Source organism: Pseudomonas sp. NFACC04-2, from assembly GCF_900119265.1.
GTDB classification, from domain to species: Bacteria; Pseudomonadota; Gammaproteobacteria; order Pseudomonadales; family Pseudomonadaceae; genus Aquipseudomonas; species Aquipseudomonas fluorescens_AA.
The window spans coordinates 79,230-93,957 of sequence record NZ_FPJC01000022.1 but is presented as its reverse complement, the minus strand read 5'-3'; the positions used below and the strand labels follow the sequence as shown (position 1 = coordinate 93,957).

At 60.2% G+C, this 14,728-nt stretch carries 11 protein-coding genes; 4 read left to right on the top strand and 7 right to left on the bottom strand.

Annotation, left to right across the window (positions count from 1 at the left end):
* A partial coding sequence (locus BT125_RS23730) for a two-partner secretion domain-containing protein (protein ID WP_139271793.1) occupies window positions 1-4,553 on the bottom strand: 4,553 nt, incomplete at its 3' end.
* A 421-nt stretch (window positions 4,554-4,974) separates the two neighbouring features.
* Here BT125_RS23730 and BT125_RS23725 point away from each other — a divergent pair.
* Complete coding sequence (locus tag BT125_RS23725; RefSeq protein ID WP_072410947.1) at window positions 4,975-6,483, top strand: hypothetical protein; 1,509 nt, start codon at window positions 4,975-4,977, stop codon at window positions 6,481-6,483.
* A gap of 108 nt (window positions 6,484-6,591) precedes the next feature.
* On the opposite strand, the gene BT125_RS23720 is transcribed toward BT125_RS23725, so the two are convergent.
* Window positions 6,592-7,137, bottom strand: coding sequence for a DUF4256 domain-containing protein (locus BT125_RS23720; RefSeq protein WP_072410945.1), 546 nt, complete (start codon window positions 7,135-7,137; stop codon window positions 6,592-6,594).
* Window positions 7,138-7,354: 217 nt separating this feature from the next.
* Complete coding sequence (locus BT125_RS23715) at window positions 7,355-8,515, bottom strand: hypothetical protein (RefSeq protein WP_072410943.1); 1,161 nt, start codon at window positions 8,513-8,515, stop codon at window positions 7,355-7,357.
* 285 nt (window positions 8,516-8,800) lie between these two features.
* On the opposite strand from BT125_RS23715, the gene BT125_RS23710 reads away from it, so the two are divergent.
* Window positions 8,801-9,217, top strand: a complete 417-nt coding sequence (locus BT125_RS23710; protein WP_072410941.1) for a VOC family protein — start codon at window positions 8,801-8,803, stop codon at window positions 9,215-9,217.
* A gap of 168 nt (window positions 9,218-9,385) precedes the next feature.
* A complete protein-coding gene (locus BT125_RS23705; protein ID WP_072410939.1) occupies window positions 9,386-10,435 on the top strand; it encodes a hypothetical protein in 1,050 nt (349 codons plus the stop codon).
* 200 nt (window positions 10,436-10,635) lie between these two features.
* Here the strand turns inward: BT125_RS23705 and BT125_RS23700 are convergent, their stop codons facing one another.
* Entirely contained in the window at window positions 10,636-11,349 is a 714-nt protein-coding gene (locus tag BT125_RS23700) for a FadR/GntR family transcriptional regulator (protein WP_072410937.1), read from the bottom strand.
* Window positions 11,350-11,446: 97 nt separating this feature from the next.
* Between BT125_RS23700 and BT125_RS23695 the strand changes: the two genes are divergently transcribed.
* Window positions 11,447-12,190 (top strand): FadR/GntR family transcriptional regulator, encoded by a 744-nt coding sequence (locus BT125_RS23695; protein WP_072410935.1) that lies wholly within the window; start codon window positions 11,447-11,449, stop codon window positions 12,188-12,190.
* 62 nt (window positions 12,191-12,252) lie between these two features.
* On the opposite strand, the gene BT125_RS23690 is transcribed toward BT125_RS23695, so the two are convergent.
* The 3 genes from BT125_RS23690 to BT125_RS23680 form a co-directional block, all read right to left on the bottom strand.
* Window positions 12,253-12,975: an oligogalacturonate-specific porin KdgM family protein gene (locus BT125_RS23690; protein WP_060739126.1), complete on the bottom strand. Its 723-nt coding sequence runs from the start codon at window positions 12,973-12,975 to the stop codon at window positions 12,253-12,255.
* Between the two features lie 130 nt (window positions 12,976-13,105).
* The gene (locus tag BT125_RS23685) at window positions 13,106-13,873 is read right to left on the bottom strand and encodes an ABC transporter ATP-binding protein (RefSeq protein WP_072410933.1); all 768 of its coding nucleotides are present in this window, start codon (window positions 13,871-13,873) and stop codon (window positions 13,106-13,108) included.
* Between the two features lie 10 nt (window positions 13,874-13,883).
* Window positions 13,884-14,723 carry an ABC transporter ATP-binding protein gene (locus BT125_RS23680; RefSeq protein WP_025211958.1) on the bottom strand — a complete coding sequence of 280 codons (840 nt, stop codon included), beginning with the start codon at window positions 14,721-14,723 and terminating at the stop codon, window positions 13,884-13,886.
* Window positions 14,724-14,728: the final 5 nt, after the last annotated feature.

Genomic DNA, 14,728 nt, shown 5'->3' with positions numbered 1-14,728 from the left:
CCTTGAGTGCCGATGCTGACGTCGCCGGTGTTGTTCACCCCGGTGGTGACCTTCACCACATTGCCGTTGCCATCGGTTTCGGTCAGCGTGCCGACCTTCAAGTTACCAGTGTTGTTGAACGCGACTTTGCCCGCCTCGCTGGCAATGTCGCCCACCACGTTGCCGTTGTTGCGCAACTCGAAGTCGCCGCCGTTGAGGGCGAGGCCGTCGGCGGTGATATTGCCGTTGCCATCCTGGGTGGTCTTGCCGCCGATGTTCAGGAACACATTGCCGCTGGTGGCCAGCCCTTCGTTGATCGCCAAGTCACCTTGGGTACCGATGCTGACGTCGCCGGTGTTGTTCACCCCAGTGATGGTTGTCTGCGTGCCGTCGGCATGGGTCGCGGTCAGCGAACCCACCTTGAGGTCTGAGCTGTTGTTGAATTGGACCTTGCCCGCCGCGCTGGCGATATCGCCAATCACATTGCCGGTATTGCCCAGCGCGTAATTGCCGCCCAGCAGCACCAGGCCGCTGGCATCCAGCTTGGCCCCGGCGTCGCCGGACTGGGTGGTGTTGCCCGCCACTTCCAGGGTGATGATGTCGTCGGCACGGGTCTGGCCCTGGCTGGCATCGTCCCGTGGGCCATTTTCTATGGTGATGCCTTTTACCAACGTCAGGTCGTGATCGGTTTTCAGGGTGACCGCCTCATCGGAGGTAATCCCCACGGTACCGTCCACGGTACCCACCGTCAGGTTGCCGTTGCCGGCAAATGCCAGGCTGCCGACATCGGCGGCGATGACACCCACGTCATGCCCGCCCTTGCCCAGTTGGAAGTCGCCTTCGCCGCGCAAGGCCAATTCGTCTGCGGTAATGGTTGCGCCAGTGCTCTGAGTCGCACCTTGGCCCGCGTCGACGCTCAGCGTCAGCCCCTTGCCGGTCGTGCCGTCTTCGTCGGTGCCTTCGGGATCCTTGAGCATCAGATCGCCCAGCAGGTCCAGGACGCCGTTGGCGACCAGGGCCAGATCGTCCTTGAACGTCGCGCCTTCATCGTCGACGGTGATGTTGCGGGTCTTGTCGTTGCCGATGACGACCTTGTCGAAGCCATCCTGGATATTGGCCAGGTCAGCGCCGGACAGCACCAACGGATCGTTAGGCCCGGTCACCTCTGGATCATCGCTACCACCCACATGGATATCCAGGCCTGGGGTCTTCTGCTGCAGGGTGAGACTGCCGTTACCGGAAACGCTCGCGGCGAGATCGATTTCGTCGGCGGTCAGGCTTGTATCGCCTTGGGTGAGCAGGGCCTGGCCGACCGTGAGCGTGTCCGCGACAAGGTTCAGGTCGCCGGTCTGGGTCATGCCGGCGACCGGCACGCCTTGCGGGTTTGTCGGGGTCTGGCTATCGGGAATGGTTACAACGCCGACGGTCAGGTCATCGACATCGGCAAAGCTGACCGTGCCGGTGTCGCTGGCAATGGTGTTGACGTCGTTGGCCGCGTTGTCGAGATCATGGGTGGCGCCATCGCCCAGCAGCAACAGGCCATCGGCGACAACGGCGCCGCCGGCGCTCTGGTCGACCTTGCCGCCGTTGCTCTGCAACACCAGGACGGGGGCCGGCTTGTTGTCATCGTTACCGGTGCCCGGGGCGTCTGCCACGGTCAATTGGTCGTTGATGTGGATATTGCCGGTGCCGGCATTGAGGGCGAGGTTGTCGTTGATGCGGGTCGCTTCGATGATGTTGATGTCACCGGTCATGTCCGCGCCGCCGATGTTGACGGAGGTGAACCCGTCGCCCAATGCGCTGATGTCGGTGCCGGTCAGTTCCAACGAACCGGGGGCATCGCCAGTGCTGCCGCCCACTGCGATGTTTTTGCTCGGCGTGTTGGTCTCAAGGGCAATGCTCCCATTGCCGGTGACACTGCCGGCGCCGCCGTTGAAGTTGATGTCGTCCGCCTTGATGGCCAGGTTGTTGTCGGTGCTGTTGAGGCTGCCGTTGAATGTGATGGAACTGCCTTGCAGGCCCTTGCTGCCCGAGGTGTCGGTCTTGATGTTGTCAACGTACAGCGAGCCGCCGACCTGCTTGCCGGCGGTCTGGTCGAAACTGCCCGAGACGAACACGAATTTGTACGTGCCGGCCTTGTCAGCCGTTGCCGTGTGGCTTTGCCAGTTCACCGCACCCGTGCCGTTACCCGTTTCATTCAGGATGATCTGGTATTCGCCGGTATTGACGTTCAACAGGTAGCCGAAGACATCGTAGGTATCGCCGCCCGCGACCGGTTTGTAATCGAAGCTGACCTTTTCCCCGGCGGCCAAGGAGACCGTGCCCTCGCTCACGACCGAAGGGCCACGCATGATGCAGCCGGCGGGTGCGTTGAGGCAGTTGGAGGTATTCTCGGTCCCCAGCAGCAGCGCGGCGCCGCCGTCCTTGCCTTGGCCAGCGGCGGCGACCGGAGTGAGGGGTTTGTAATTCATGTTGCCCTGGTCGCCAGGGGAAACGCTCGGCGCATTGCCGTTCGTTGGCGAGGTCGTCGGCAACGTCGGGTCATTGGGCGACACCACGCCGTCCACCACGGTGACGCCCGTGAAGAACTGGTCGATGGAGGTCTTCCACCCGACCAGGCCATTTTCAAAGTCGGCGTTCAGGAATTGCGAAGTGCCCAGCTCAACGGCGCCGGTGTAAACCTGCTCGCCGCGGGTGAAGACTTTTGCGCCGTTGATAAACGTCTTGCCGGCGCCGCTGGTGGTCGCATACAGAGCGCCCAGCGCGCTGTTGCCGCCAACCATGTCGCTGAAGATGATCGAGCCCGAACCGGCATCGACGCGCAGTTGGCGGTTGTTGGCAACCGCATCGGAGTCCACCACGCCGGCAAATACGACATTGCCGCCGTTGCTCTTCAAACTGACGTCGGTGTTGAGCGCGATTTTGCCGTTGAGAATCAACGCCAGGCTGTTGCCATTGCCTGCGCCGCTGGCGTCAATATCACCATTGAGGAAGATATTGCCGAAAACATAACGGCCTGTTGCGCCGTCGTCGTGTCCCGACTGCAACGTCAGCGTCCGGTCACCGCTGACGCTCTGCGGGGTGTAGTCGCCGTTCCAGTGGATGGTGTTGTCGGCCTTGATTGCCACATCGGTGCCGCCGGCCAGGGCGGTGTCGATCGCGTCGAAACCGACCGTGGCGGCTTGGCCGTTGGCGCCGCCCGTCAGCCCTCCGTTACCCGGCCCCACTGTGACACTGTCCGGGTCGAGCAACCACAAGCCACCCTTGCCGTTCTTGGCCGAAGCATCGGCGGCTTTGCTCACCGCCAACTTGGCACCGCTGGTCTCGATCTTGCCGCCGTCGCCACCCTTGGCACCGCCGGTGGCTTTCAGCGTGCCATCCACCCGCGTCACACTGCCCGGTTTCTTGGTATCCGACCAAGCCACCACGGTACCGCCCTTGCCATTATCGGTCGCCGATGCATCGAGCACGGCACCGGCGGCGATGGTGGTCTGGCTGGCCTGCTTGATCGATGGGTCTTTGCCTTGCCAGCTACCGCCCACATAAATGTCGCCGCCGCCCTTGGCGCCGGTGGCGTCGAGCTCAGCGCCGCCATTGATCGCGACACGCTCGCCAGTCACGACAATCTTGCCGCCCTTGCCGGTATCGGAGGACACATCGATACGCCCGGCGACTTGCACACCGCCCTGATCACCCATCAGCGTTACCACGCCGTTTTCACCGATATCCAGGGAACGGGCTTCGATCAAACCGGTGTTGTTGATGACGGTGCTCGCCAGGGTTTCCGCCGCACGGGCGGTCAGCAGGATCCGGCCGGCATCGGCACGAATGGCGCCGCCGTTTTCGATCAACGCTTGAAGCGCACCCTCTTTCACTTCCAACTGCACCGGCCCGCCCAAGTCGAGCGTCACGACACTGCCGGCGCCCAGCAGCACATTGCCCTTGTGCGCGGTGATGTTGCCTTCGTTGACGATTTTTGCGGCGATCAGGGCAATGGTGCCGCCTTGCGCGGCATTGATGTTGCCCTGGTTGACCACCGAGGCGGCGCTGTTGCCACTGAAACGGTAGTTGCCCGCGAGGAAGTCTTCCGTGGTCATGTTGAGCGTGGACGCGACCAGGCCGCCTACATCAACCTGGGCACCGGGGGTAAACAGGACGCCGTTGGGGTTGACCAAAAATACTTGGCCGTTGGCTTTCAGTGCGCCCTGAATCACCGACACATCCGAGCCCAGCACGCGGTTCAATGCGACAGACGCTGCGCCGGGCTGGATGAACTCGACGGTGTTGCCTTTGCCGATGGAGAAGCTCTGCCAGTCAATGGCGAGCTTATCGCTACCCTGATGAATGGCCATGTTGTTGCCGTTCTGATGAACGCTGCCGTTACCCGCCACGATATTGCCGCCCGACGGTAACCCTCCCGCCGTGGCAACCGAAGCGAAGACACCGCCGCCCACGCCAATGACCAGGCTGAGGGATCTGCGGCTTTTGTCTTTGCCTTGGCTTTTGACCAACTCTGATGCCACCTGCCACGCGCCCAACACAGCATTCCAGACTACTCGGTAAGCTCGGTTCATTTTTGTTCACTCATCCTTAATACGGCTGGCCGCGCCACGATGATCAGGCGGTTCGCAATCAACAAATCAAATGGAAAACCGCATCCGGACGGATTACGGCTCGAAATCCCAAAGTGCTCCGTTCCATCATGTCTGCGGTAAGCGGGGTGATACCTTTGCTGGAGCACCCAGGGCTTTTGATTGAGGGGATTGAGTCGTTTTTTTTTGATGGAGGGTGTTCGACACTGAAATACCTGTGGCAGCGAGCGTGCTCGCGATAGCGGTAAACCAGCCGCCATTGATGTCGCCTGACCCGGCCCTATCGCGAGCAAGCTCGCTCCCACAGTGGACTGTGCCCATCGCCACGGATTTATTCGTTTGCTCAAGGTCGGCGGTGTGCAGCTAAGATGGCCGCAGAGAAACCACAGGGAAGACAGGCGTGATGCAATCGCAATTCGATCCGTTGGTTCATATCGATTGGAAAACACCGGGCGGCGACCTGCTCGTGCTGTTGCAGCATTACTATCCCGACATCGGTGTGTTTGCCGGCCCGGGGTTCGAGGCGTTGTTGGATGAGTTGTCCAACGAGATGCCTGAGGTCTGTTTCGAGACGCTGGCGCCGGTGTTGGCGGGTCAGGGTTATGACTTGTGGAACCTGGATGCCGGTGGCGATGATTATCGGCCGGTGATTGTCCCGGTCGCTCAGCGCGAGGCCTTTGCCCGCCACTGGCAGGGCCAGCGCGGCGAGCCGAGATTCACGGCGAGTTTGATCGAGCCGCCCAAGCCGGCCGCCGTCGAACGCAAGCCGGCCAAACCCAAGCGCCGCAAGGTGAATTGGCTGAAGGAAGTCCATGACTATCCCGGCGCCACCTATGTGCATGAATACAACTACCGCAACGGTTGGGCCGCCATCACCGAGCAGGACGAAGACCAGTGGTTGTGCTTTCTGATCGATTACAACCAATGGCCGCCCACCGAGCAGGACATGCTCGAACAGCGGACCGATGGCGTGGACGCCGCAGACTTGCAGCTCATCGATGCCGATGCCCAGCGCAGCCTGTGGAAACGTCGGGTGATGCGCGGCGATTACAGTGCGGACGACCGCTACCAATACGAAATTCGTCAAGGCGATGAGATCGCGGCGTTCGGGCCTGCCGGGGTGCAGTGGCCGGAGTTTGAACAGCCCTGCGTGGTGGTGGGCTCGGAGATATTCGAACGCCAGCGTATTTACGAACCCGAGCATGTGACGCGGATCTGGCGGATCACGGCGGACAGCAGCGAGGTGATTTTCGAGGACGCGGATGAACTGACGATCCTGCCCGTCGGCCCTGGTCGCTTGCTGTTCATGCAGCACAACGGCCCGCGCTGCTGGACTTGGAATCAAGAATCGCCGCACCAGGCCTTCGTCGCCAAACCGATGCCCGCTGAGGCCTATAAGCTGCGGACCTCAACCGCGTACCTGGGAGGTGACGAGGTTTTACTGTTCAGCGAAGGCGCGCGGCAGAACGTTGAGCATTCGGGTTATCAGGAAACGGTGTTGTTGGCGTGGCGCTTCAACTTCATGACTGGCACTGCGACGAAGGCGACATTGGACGGCTTCGGCAGTGAGCTACGCCAGGACACGCGCCTGCTGGTCACGCAGCCCAAGCAGGTCATTACCTTGCGCACGTTTCACGGGCAGCTTCATGTATCCCGGGGGCATGGGGACTGGTGGGTGTGGAACTACAGCGCCAATACGTTTGGCACACACACCCTGGCCTGGTTCTGGAATCAGGCCAGTCACGAGGTGGTGAAGCTGTCGACCAAGGACATCCCGCGGATCAAGCCAGACGTCCGTTATGTGCCGGCGCAGGATCGCTACCTGGCGTTCGAGACGGCGTTTGTGGCGCGGCTGCCGGAATTCAGCGAGATGGTTGAGGCCAAGGGGAGTGAGAGATTGCTTTTCCAGTGACGGATCTCTGCAGCCTTCAGAAAAACACAGCGGTTCTTCAAACGTACGCATTCATCGTGGCGAGGGAGCAAGCTCCCCCGCCACGGGGTTAGCGGTGATGTTGAGGGCTTAAACTCGCAGCAACCCGCGAAACCCTCGCGCCGCGTAGTACGACTGCACGCCATTGTGGTAGATGAACACCCGGCCATACCGGTAATCGCCAAAAATCGCCCCATCGAGCGAGCGAAGCTCTGGAGGGGTTGCCAGCCAGCTGGACGTCTTGGCATCGAACTCACCGAGGGTTTGCAGGGCTCGGTATTGGTCTTCCGTCAGTAGGGCCATGCCCATCGCTTCGGCCATTTCGATGGCACTGCCTTTGGGCTTGTTCTCCTTGCGCGCTTCCAGCGCCGCGCGGTCGTAGCAAAGGCTCCGGCGACCGGTCGGACTTTCTTTGGCGCAATCGCAGAAGGTGACAGCGTCGGTCTTCGGGTCGACGCCGATTACGTCTGGCTCGCCGCCGGTGGCTTCCATGGCCTGGAGGGTCTTCAGGGCCCTGGGATTGTTTTCCAATCTTGATTGGACGTCGACCCAGACGATGTCTGGATGACGTTGGGGGTTTTGTTCAAAGCGGGTTTTCAGGGTTTGGATGAGGTTGTCTTGTTCTTGTTTTTTCATGGTTTGGGCGTCCGCTGGTGATCGGTCGTCCAATGATAGTGACTCCAACGCTGCAAGTTGGAGTCACTGTCGGTCGCCGCGCTCAGATCCCTCTGGCAAAATCGCGCCGCGAACCAGATCAGAGTTAAAGGAGCGTGCGGAATTTCTGTGGCAATCAACGCCTGCGGGAAGGCTGGATCAAGGTCCGGACGCAGTCTTCTGAAAGGTTTGCTCGCCCTTACGCTTGCTCGGCCATAACGACCGCATCAGGCAATATCACGACATCACTGCGTTGGGTGAGGATGCAGGCATGTGAATGTTGCGGCCATTCGCCCAGTCGTTTGCCACTCAAACCGCTGGGGTAAAGCAGCAGGACGTCACCAAGCGAGAAGAGCGGAAAGGCTTTCACAACCGGAAGCTCCCGGCTCACCTCCACCTCTCCCCAGCTCGCCAGATCAAAGTCTTTGGCCTCGAAGTTCTTCAACAACCGATATTTGACCGGGTTCGTCTCGCGCACGCCCATCATCCCGGCGGCCTTGAACACTACGGTAGAACTTGCGCCCGGATACATGGCGACAACGGCCAAGGTCACCAACAATGCCGATCCGACCGACAATAGTCCCCGCGTGACGATGTGTTTTTTGCTCACAAAAAAGATCAGGGCCGGCAAGAACAAGAGGATCACCGCGACCATGGAAATGATCATCAGTGTCATGATGGCTTCCGGGGTGTCTTTGCCGGTGTAGGACTTCAGCAAGATCAACATCGGGTAGACGGCAGCGAAAACGGCAACCATCAAAACGAGGTAGGCAAACAGGAACACGCCAGCCTGATGCCACCAAACCCCAAGCCCTTTCAAGTTATTGAAGAGGGACACCAATTCCAGGGCCATTCGGAATTTTTTCGATTTCAACGACATCCCCATGACAGCACTCACTCCGAGAACAATCACGCCAGCGACGATGAGATGGTCGACCTTGGGTCCTTGAAACGCGAAGGCGACGATGATCAACGACCCCACCACCGCAGCCCAGAAAAAGAACCTGGCAACCGTTGGCCTGAGATTCGGCGTTTGGTTGAACATAGACACGGCTAATGCGTAAAACATTGTGGTGACGCCCATCACCACCATATAAAGAAACAGGACAAAGGCAACCATCCCCATCCACGGAAGCAATGCGGAGAGCTGCTTATCGAACACCAAGGGCAGCAGATCGATACGGTCGATCGCCTTTGCATAGGTCATCAGGATGCCAAAGCTGATCACCGCACTGAGTAAGGCCCCCAGGCTGCCTATCAGGCCCCAATGCTCCGCCATCAACTTGAGGGCCGCGTAGATATCCCGTTGGAATGAGGCAGGTTTCTGTTTCTCGTCCGTTGTGCCGACTTTTTGCTCCATTACCCTATCCTTTCCATTCCACACCGAACAATGAGGAGAAGCACCGATGGGTGCGCACGTCTCCGGAATGAGCCTATCGACTGCATGTCGATCAACTTTAGCCACCAGGATGCCAGGCGTGGGAAGAGCCGGTTCGCGATGCGGCCGGTCTAACCTGTGTTGAATGTGCTGGCGTCATTGCGAGCAAGCTCGCTCCCACAGGGGATTGTTGTTGCAATGACATTCCAGCATGAATGACTAAGGTGAGGTTACCCTGGCGTCCATCACTGAGCACATGAGGCCTGTATGAAGAACTTCACGATTCAACGCATCGACCACATCGTCCTGCGCGTAAAGGACCTCGAGCGTAGTCTCGCTTTCTACACCTCGGTGCTCGGTTGCGAGCTGAAGAAGCGCCGGGACGATCTCGGCATGCTTCATCTGGGCACCGGTGTTTCGATGATTGACCTGGTTGCCGTGGACGGGCCCCTCGGTCGCCAGGGTGGACCCGCGGCCGGGAAGCAGGGGCACAACGTCGATCACTTGTGCCTGCGCATCGAGCCGTTTGATGAACCGGCCCTTCTCGCGCATTTGGCATCAGCTGGCCTGACGGTTGAGAAAGCGCAGATGCGCTACGGCGCAGAGGGAAAAGGCTGGTCGATCTACTGCTTCGATCCGGACGGCAACCAGATCGAGTTGAAGGGCCCGGCGCTGGAGCCCTGAGCTTCATCCCTGTGCGGACTTGCTCGCGAAAGTGGCCTGTCTGGATCGGTGATGTTGACTGTGCCGGCGTCATCGCGAGCAAGCTCGCTCCCACAGGAGGTCGGTGATGGACGCAATAGTGGCACTTCAGTAGCATTCACCCCTTTATCGATCCTTCAAGGATGACTCATGCTCGCCCTGCCTCGCCGTCTTGTCCCGTTGTCAGCATTGTCCACGTTGTTTGTATTGCTCGGCGGTTGCAGCGTCAACGGCAGTTACCCCGACGCCATCGAACCGGACGCCGCCAAGTTGCGGTTCGTCGCCAATACCAGCAACGCCACGCTGGACTATTTCGATGCCGCCCATTGCGACGGGCAAACCACGGGTATTCTCAATAATCTGCTATTGAGCGATACCGCACGGCGGGTGGGGATGAGTGTTCCAGCGCCCAAGGATGCCAAGGGCTACCTGGAGGTCAAGCTCAAGCCCGGCGAGCAGATTTACCTGCGCACCAACATGAACAGCGGTTATGCCGTGTGCGGCAAGGGCTTCAACTTTACCCCCGAGGCCAATGCCGAATACGAGGTGACCTTCAAGTCCGAGAAGAACCTCTGCCTGACTCAGTTGCAACGCTTGCAACGGGTCGACGGCAAGGACGTGCGCACACCGATCCCGATCCTGAAAAAAGATTTTCCCGCCTGCGCCGGCCGCAACGCGCTGTTTCCCCAAACCTACCCGGACACGCCCCATCGCCTGGAGCTGATGAACCGGGTCATCGAGAAAAGCCTGGTCGTCACCGTGAAAACCGATCCGGCCAAGGAAAAAGTCGAGACTTATTCGCCAGAGAAACTCGACACTTTGATCAGCGAACGCAAGACCAAGCTCGGCTTCGACCTGCCGTCTGACTACTGGACGCTGTATCGGGAAAACCTGAAGACATTTGGCGATGACATGGCGCAGAACAAGGCGCGCTCGCTGGAACGCTTCAAGGACGAATACCAGGCACGCCTGCGGCAGGTAAAGGATGAGCAGTTGGAACAATGGGCGTTGCCCAAAACCGCCAATGCCAAGCCGGAGAAAGCCGAGATCGATCTGGACGTCGCGATGATGGTGGAGTACTTCCGGATCGGGAATGGGGTGACGGTCGAAGCGGTAGGTCATCACTTGGAGAGGATGGCGCAGATGGATGAGCGTTACGGGGTTTGTGCAAGGTTTGCAGAGTGCTGGAAGCGTAACTAGCAGGAGCCGTTTGGCTGTACCGCCGTCATCGCGAGCAGGCTCGCTCCCACAGGGTGCTGGACGCTGCATTTGCAGACACCCGAGATCAAAAAACTGTGGGAGCGAGCTTGCTCGCGATGGCGTTGTGTCAGCCACATCAATGTTGACTGATCCACCGCTATCGCGAGCAAGCTCGCTCCCACAGTGTTCTGCGGTGGAGGTTATTGCGCCGTCAACTCGACCACCCCTCGAACCCGCTGCTGCATATTGATCAAATGCAACCGCATCGACGCCCGCGCCGCTTCCGCATCATGCCGTGCCAACGCCGCGTAGATCTGCTCACGCTCACGCACCACCAACGCCCGATTTTCATCCGTCACCGCCGGCCCGGCCTGTTGCACGACGGCGATCAACGTATTGCCCACATGGGCCATGGCGTCGATGAAAAAGCTGTTGCCGGTGCACTGGGCGATCTGCAGATGAAATTCGAAGTCGACCCGGGCGCTTTCGTCATCCGTTGAGTCAAAAGCATTCGCTGCGTCGAGCGCTTCGCGCATCGCCTGCAACTGTTCCGGCGTGGCCCGTTGCGCGGCGATGGCGGCGGCTTCCACTTCCAGGCTCAGACGCAGTTCGATGACGGCCAGCGCATCGTAGGCGCCGCCCTTGACGTGTTTGCTGCCCTGGAAATCCCCCGGGCGGGCGGTGTCCACCACGAAGGTGCCGATGCCGTGACGGGTTTCCACCAAACCTTCGGCCTGGAGCCGAGACATGGCTTCGCGGACCACCGTCCGGCTGACGCCACGTTCCTTGATGATGACCTGTTCGGTGGGTAACTTGCTGCCCGCGGGCAGTTCGCCGGCCAATATCTGCTGCGTCAGGTCGACCACCAGTTGTTGAGTCATGCTCAGGCGTCGATCGGGTGTGACACGGTCCATTGCACCTATCCATTAAAGCCAGACGATCGCGGCATTATAGCCGCGACCTTGCGCTAAAACTCACTATAATGCCCGCTGATCACCCAAGAGCAAGCCGATGACGGATCAAGCGTTATCTCCACTGAACAAGCCACGCCGCCTCGCCGAAACACTGGTCGATCGCTTTGCCCAGCGCATGCGCGACGGCACCCTCAAGTGTGGCGAAAAGCTTCCCACCGAAGTGCATATCATGGAGGCCGAAGGGGTCAGTCGTTCGGTGGTGCGCGAAGCGCTGTCGCGCTTGCAGGCGGCGGGGCTGGTGGAGACGCGCCATGGCGTCGGCACCTTTGTCCTCGACATGCCGGCGCCGGAGGGCTTCACCTTGGGGCCGGCGACGATTGCCACGTTGTCGGATGTGCTCAACCTGTTGGAGTTTCGCCTGAGCCTGGAAGTCCAGGCCGCGGGCATGGCCGCGCAACGCGCAACCCCCGAAGCCCTGGCCGAACTGGCCCAGGCGCTGGAGGCGTTGCTGCAAGGGCCGGAAAAGTCCGGCACCACCATCAATGCCGATTTCCAGTTCCACCTGAAAATCGCCAAGGCCGCCGGCAATTACTACCTGATCGATATCATGAAGCACCTGGGCACGAAGCTGATCCCGCGTACCCGGATGAACTCCGCCTACTCCGGGCAAAGTGATCGCAGCGCTTACCTGCAGGGGATCAACGCCGAACACCAGCAGATCTTCGACGCCGTCTCCAGCGGCAATGTCGATGCGGCGCGGGCGGCCATGTACCTGCATTTGAGCAACAGCCGCATGCGCCTGTGTGAAACGCAACAGCGCCAGGCGTTCTATAACGAGTAATCCCTGCCATCCCCTGTGGGAGCGAGCTCGCTCCCACAAGTTGATCCCAGTGCATCAACAACTTAGAAAAAGTTGTATTGAATACCGACCCGCAGACGCAGTTGGCGATCACTGTCGACGGAGTTGACCTTGATATCACCCACTTCAAAGAACGGCGCCCAGCGCTTGTCCCACTTGTACTTGACCACGGCATTCTGCTCATAGTCGTCGGTGCCGCCGTTATAACGGATGTAGTTGGCATCGAAGTACGTCAGTTGATATTCATACGCCCACGGCCCCTGGTTCGCGTAGTTGATATAGACGTCGTAGCGATGGATCTTCTGGTCGTCCTGGCCGTTGTCCGGTACGTCATGGTCGACCTTGTCACGGTCGAGCTTGGAGGAGTCGTAACGGTAGCGTCCGGCGATGCTCAGCTCCTTGGTGAGCTTGTAGCCCAGGCGCATGCCCATCTTGTAGGTGGTGGACTCCTCGTCGCTTTCCATGGCGAACGAAGGCGTGAGCGTCCAGCGATCATTGAGCTTGTGCTGATAGTTGACGGTGAATTCATGGCCGCTGCCGACGGTGTTGTCGAAGGCAACGTCTTCGCGATCACCGGCGGTCTTGTATTTGAGTTCCCCTTCCAGCCCCACGCCGTTGTCCAGCCGCATGCCAAACTTGGCGCGGTCGGCGTGCATGCGGGTTTGTTCCGCATACTGGTGGCGTACGTTGATATAGCCGGTATCGGCCATGGCAACGACTGAAGTGAACAAGGAAGCGAGGGACAGCGCGACAAGTGTCTTTTTCATGTTTTTTATTCTTGTTAGTTGAGTGATTAGTTGGGTTGAACGCCAAATCACAGGCGAGCGCGTGCGCGGCATTGAAACCTGCGGTTCAACGTCTTCTGCGGGTTAAAACACGTGCAACGAACGAGTCAGCTCAAACAGCGATAGGTATTCGCTGTATGTCCCGACTGGCTTGCACCAGCAAACGGGTGTACGCATGGGTGGCGCCATCGCTCGCCAGCAGATGACTGTCGAGCGTCTCCACCACCCGGCCCTGCTGCATCACCGCCAGCCGGTCACACAAATGCGCCACCACCGCCAGATCGTGGGTGACCATCAGGTAGGTCAACCCTTCCTGGCGACGCAAGTCGGCCAGCAGGTTGAGGATTTCGGCCTGCACCGAGACGTCCAGCGCCGAGGTCGGCTCGTCCAGCAACAGCACCCGGGGCCGCAGGATCAGCGCCCGGGCAATCGCCACGCGTTGGCGCTGCCCTCCGGACAACTGGTGCGGATAACGGAAGCGAAAGCTGTCGTTCAAGCCGACCTTGCGCAGGATCTCGCTGACCTTCTGCCCCCGCCCATCGATGCCATGGATGCGCAGCGGTTCCTGCAACGCGGCGTCGATGGTGTAGCGCGGATGCAACGAGGCATACGGGTCCTGGAACACCATCTGCACCGTGCGGTAGTGGTTCAGCGGCAGGTTGCGCGTCACGGCCTGGCCGGCGACCTGCAGTTGTCCGCTCCAATGCTGGTACTGCCCGGCCAGGCAGCGCAGCACGGTGGTCTTGCCCGAACCGGACTCCCCCACCAGGCCGAATGCCTCGCCTTCAGCGACGCTCAAGTCGACGTCGTGCAGCACCGCGTTCAGTGATGCGCCGGTGCCAAAACTGAGGTTCAGGCCGGCGATTTCAATCATGCTCATGACAGGCTCCTCAAGCGTTCAACCAGAGTGGGTCACGCTGCAACACTGGCAGCGTGGCGCGTGGATGGTCCAGGCTGGGCAGTGCGGCCAACAGGCCACGGGTGTACGGATGGGTGGCTTGGTCGAGGTCGGCGGCGGCAATCGACTCGACCACGCGGCCGGCGTACATCACCAGCACGCGGTCGCAGAAACTCCGCACCAGATTCAGGTCGTGGCTGATGAAAATCAGCCCCAGGTCACGTTCGCTGACCAACTCCTCCAGCACATTGAGCACCTGGCGGCGCACCGACACATCCAGTGCCGAGGTGGGCTCGTCGGCGATGATTACCTGGGGATCGGTGATCACCATCATGGCGATCATGATCCGCTGGCCCATGCCGCCCGAGACCTCGTGGGGGTAGAGGTCGTAGACCCGCCGGGGATCGCGAATGTGCACTTTGGCGAGCATGTCCAGGGCCCGTTCGCGGGCTTCGCGATGGGGCACCTTGTGATGGGCCAGGTACGCCTCGGCGATCTGTTCGCCAACCCGCACCACCGGGTTCAGCGAGTATTTCGGGTCTTGCATGATCATCGACATGCGCGCGCCACGAATCGCCTGGATCTGCTTTTCGCTGGCGGCCAGCAGGTCGATGTCGGCGAAGCGCAAGGTCTTGGCGGTGACCCGCGCCGTCGGCGGATGCAGGCGCAGAAGACTGCGGCCAACGGTGGATTTGCCCGAACCGGACTCACCGACGATGGCGAGCTTTTCCCGGCCCAGGGTGAACGACACGTCACGCACCGCCAACGAGGTTTTGCCGGCGTTGCGAAATTCCACGCACAAATCCTGTACCGCAAGTTTTATCTCAGTCATGGGCC

Excerpts from the sequence above, each read along its gene's own strand:
- BT125_RS23725 (WP_072410947.1), top strand. The coding sequence starts at position 4,975 with ATGCAATCGCAATTCGATCCGTTGGTTCATATCGATTGGAAAACACCG.
- BT125_RS23720 (WP_072410945.1), bottom strand. The coding sequence starts at position 7,137 with ATGAAAAAACAAGAACAAGACAACCTCATCCAAACCCTGAAAACCCGC.
- BT125_RS23715 (WP_072410943.1), bottom strand. The coding sequence starts at position 8,515 with ATGGAGCAAAAAGTCGGCACAACGGACGAGAAACAGAAACCTGCCTCA.
- BT125_RS23710 (WP_072410941.1), top strand. The coding sequence starts at position 8,801 with ATGAAGAACTTCACGATTCAACGCATCGACCACATCGTCCTGCGCGTA.
- BT125_RS23705 (WP_072410939.1), top strand. The coding sequence starts at position 9,386 with ATGCTCGCCCTGCCTCGCCGTCTTGTCCCGTTGTCAGCATTGTCCACG.
- BT125_RS23700 (WP_072410937.1), bottom strand. The coding sequence starts at position 11,349 with ATGGACCGTGTCACACCCGATCGACGCCTGAGCATGACTCAACAACTG.
- BT125_RS23695 (WP_072410935.1), top strand. The coding sequence starts at position 11,447 with ATGACGGATCAAGCGTTATCTCCACTGAACAAGCCACGCCGCCTCGCC.
- BT125_RS23690 (WP_060739126.1), bottom strand. The coding sequence starts at position 12,975 with ATGAAAAAGACACTTGTCGCGCTGTCCCTCGCTTCCTTGTTCACTTCA.
- BT125_RS23685 (WP_072410933.1), bottom strand. The coding sequence starts at position 13,873 with ATGAGCATGATTGAAATCGCCGGCCTGAACCTCAGTTTTGGCACCGGC.
- BT125_RS23680 (WP_025211958.1), bottom strand. The coding sequence starts at position 14,723 with ATGACTGAGATAAAACTTGCGGTACAGGATTTGTGCGTGGAATTTCGC.